This is a genomic window from Methanosphaera sp. A6 (genome assembly GCF_001729395.1).
Classification (GTDB): domain Archaea; phylum Methanobacteriota; class Methanobacteria; order Methanobacteriales; family Methanobacteriaceae; genus Methanosphaera; species Methanosphaera stadtmanae.
In genome coordinates, this window is record NZ_MAIF01000096.1 from 1 (window position 1) to 3,099 (window position 3,099).

Annotated in this window: 3 protein-coding genes; 2 read left to right on the top strand and 1 reads right to left on the bottom strand. The window is 24.1% G+C overall.

The window, feature by feature from the left end; genetic code table 11:
* Positions 1 to 104: 104 nt before the first annotated feature.
* Positions 105 to 434 (top strand): hypothetical protein, encoded by a 330-nt coding sequence (locus tag A9758_RS03085; RefSeq protein ID WP_069776331.1) that lies wholly within the window; start codon positions 105 to 107, stop codon positions 432 to 434.
* Positions 435 to 472: 38 nt separating this feature from the next.
* Entirely contained in the window at positions 473 to 1,786 is a 1,314-nt protein-coding gene (wecB, locus tag A9758_RS03090; RefSeq protein WP_011405833.1) for a non-hydrolyzing UDP-N-acetylglucosamine 2-epimerase, read from the top strand.
* Positions 1,787 to 1,852: 66 nt separating this feature from the next.
* On the opposite strand, the gene A9758_RS03095 is transcribed toward wecB, so the two are convergent.
* Positions 1,853 to 3,022 carry a glycosyltransferase gene (locus tag A9758_RS03095; RefSeq protein ID WP_011405834.1) on the bottom strand — a complete coding sequence of 390 codons (1,170 nt, stop codon included), beginning with the start codon at positions 3,020 to 3,022 and terminating at the stop codon, positions 1,853 to 1,855.
* Positions 3,023 to 3,099 lie beyond the last annotated feature (77 nt).

Genomic DNA, 3,099 nt, shown 5'->3' on the forward strand with positions numbered 1-3,099 from the left:
ATATGGAAAATGAAGAAGTTTTTTATTAAAAATTACATGAAACTATTCTAAATTATTATAAAACAAATCATACAGATTATCTATTAAATTTAACTTCACCTAATATGGAATTTTATAGAATTCTTCTAAAATCAAAAAGTAAATTTGAAGTAGATGCTTTATATAAAATAAATGATTTAAAACTTGAAAATGAAAAATTAAGTAGAGAAGTTTATAAGTTAACTAAATTATTAAAAGAAGAAAAAAACTTAAAAAATAAAGAAATAAAACAAAATAAAAAAATAAGACATAAATTAGATGAAGTTTTAAATTCTAATTCATGGAAATTAATGAATGGATTTAGAATGATAGGACTTTATAAGTCAGTTGCTTTAGTTATTTTTATTCTTTTATTAATTATTTCTATTATGATTATTTTAATAATAAAATATTAATTAAATACAACAAACATATATTAAAAATCGTGATAATTATGAAAATTGGGATTGTACTTGGAACTAGACCTGAAATAATTAAAATGGCGCCTGTAATTGATGAAATAAAAAGAAATAATTCTGAATTAGTTCTCATACACACAGGACAACATTATGATATTAACATGTCAAAACAATTTTTTATTGACCTGGATTTACCCTTACCTCAATATAATATTGGTATAGGCTCAAATACTGCTATTAAACAAATAAGTATCATCATATCAAAACTTGAAGAAATACTAAAAAAGGAAGAAGTTGACATAGTATTAGTTCAAGGAGACACAAATGCAGTATTAGCAGGAGCATTAGCTGCAAATAAACTTAAAATTCCTGTAGGACATGTGGAGGCAGGACTAAGATCATTTGATAAGAACATGCCCGAAGAAATAAATAGATTGGTTGCAGATAGTTGTTCTACACTCTACTTTGTACCAACAAAGGAAACTGGAATAAATCTATTAAATGAGGGAATCAGTCATAAATCAATCTATGTTACAGGTAATACTGTGGTAGATGCATGTAAAAGAAACATAAATCTTGCACTTAAAAATAGTAAGATAAAAGATGAAATAAAATTCAATAATTACATAGCACTAACACTACACAGAGCAGAAAATGTGGATGATGATGAAAGACTAATAAACATAGTTAATAGTCTTATTAATTTACCATATAACATAGTATTTCCAATACACCCACATACAAGAAAATCTCTTGAAAAACTAGATTTATACAAGAAAATTGAAGAATCAGAACATATTCAAATAATAAAACCATTAGGATATCTTGACTTCCTATATTTAATATCACAAGCTACCCTAGCACTAACAGATTCTGGTGGAGTACAAGAAGAAGCAATAACACTTGATGTTCCATGTGTTACATTAAGATATAATACAGAAAGACCAGAAACAATTACATGTGGTGGAAATGTACTTGCAGGAACAGAATCAGAGGAGATTACAAGAAATATTAGCAACATACTAAATAATGAATCAGTATATGAAAGTATGAGCAGTGCTAAAAATCCATATGGTGATGGAGACAGTGCAAAACAAATATATTCAATAATAGAAGAACATTACAATGAAAACAACCTTAAAATAACTCGTGCAGATAAGATAATGGACTTTGAAGGATACTATATGTATGTTATTCAAGAGAATATTACAGTAGCAGAATATGAAAATAAAAATAAGGGACAAATCATTGAACAAGTATTTACTAATGGAAGGCCAGAATATATAGAAGAACAATTAAATCTAGAAAATAAAACAATTATAGTAAAAAAATTTGAAAATGAAGATTAAATACTTTCTTTTTTCATCTTTTAAAAAAACTATTAGATAATGTTGAAATATTATTAAGGATAATTATTAAGACTTAGATTTATTTTCAATATAATCTAATATATCTTCAGAGGATTTTTTTAAAGTAATACTTCTTTTCTTTTGTTTAGAACTTTGTTGTATTAAATATAAGTTATTATATTGATTATTTAATTTTTTGAATAAAATATTTATGTCCTGGTTTATTTTGGATAAATTTTCAGTTTCTTCTTGAATCATTTTTAAATTTATAAATTCATATAAAGAATTTGATTTTAAAATTAAATTAAACTTTTGCAGAGTCATCATAGGTATTTTTTTCTTTATTTCATCATTTAGAAATTTCTTTTCTATTATTCTAAATTCAATTTTTGCTTTTTGAAAGTATTCCTCAGATGAGGCTGGTATTAAATAAGCAAGAATTTGATTTATTTTAAATAAAATGAATTCATCTATAAATTCTTCAAAAAGATTTTCTTTTCTTAAGATTTCTTCAACTAATTTACAGATTTTAAAAATAAATTTACCATGGATTGGATCATTTGAATTTGAATTAGGATTATATCTATACCTATATAAGAATTTAGGTACGTATGATATTCTTTTTGCTCTTAACATACTTTTTACATGGAAGGGAACATCTTCAAAAGCAGGGACAGAATCAAATATAAAATCATCATAACTATCTAGAAATTCTTTTCTATATAATTTAGTCCATGGTGCAAAAGATGCATTTAAAACATAGTATTTAGTATCATGGTAATTGAAAACAAAATTATTAAAATCCTTGTTAGGAAATATGTCTTCTAATTTAAAACCTGGTCTACTATAATCTATTTCATCTGTATCTTCTCTAAATCGAGCAATTTTTAATAAAACAAAATCAGAATTATTTAATGTAATGTTTTCATATAATTCATATAGTGTATTTTCTACAATATAATCATCAGGATCAAAAAAATATATGTAGTCTCCACTAGCCTCATTTAATCCAATATTTCTAGTAACTCCTGTACCTTCATTTTTTTTATCTATAATTTTGATTCTATTGTCTTTTTTAGCAAATTTATTTAATATTTCTAAGGAATTATCTGTAGATCCATCATTTATGCAAATTACTTCAATATCTTTTAATGTTTGGTTGAGAACACTCTTAAGAGATTCTTCAAGAAAATTTGCTATGTTGTATATGGGAAGTATAACTGAAATTTTAACCATAAATTCACCTATTCTGTATAGTTTTAGTTTACTACTTAAATTTTTTTTTTTTTTTTGAATAAATATTTATTGAAAAA

What these genes read in the sequence shown, in the direction of transcription:
- A9758_RS03095 (WP_011405834.1), bottom strand. Translation starts at nt 3,022, where the DNA reads ATGGTTAAAATTTCAGTTATACTTCCCATATACAACATAGCAAATTTT.
- A9758_RS03085 (WP_069776331.1), top strand. Translation starts at nt 105, where the DNA reads ATGGAATTTTATAGAATTCTTCTAAAATCAAAAAGTAAATTTGAAGTA.
- wecB (WP_011405833.1), top strand. Translation starts at nt 473, where the DNA reads ATGAAAATTGGGATTGTACTTGGAACTAGACCTGAAATAATTAAAATG.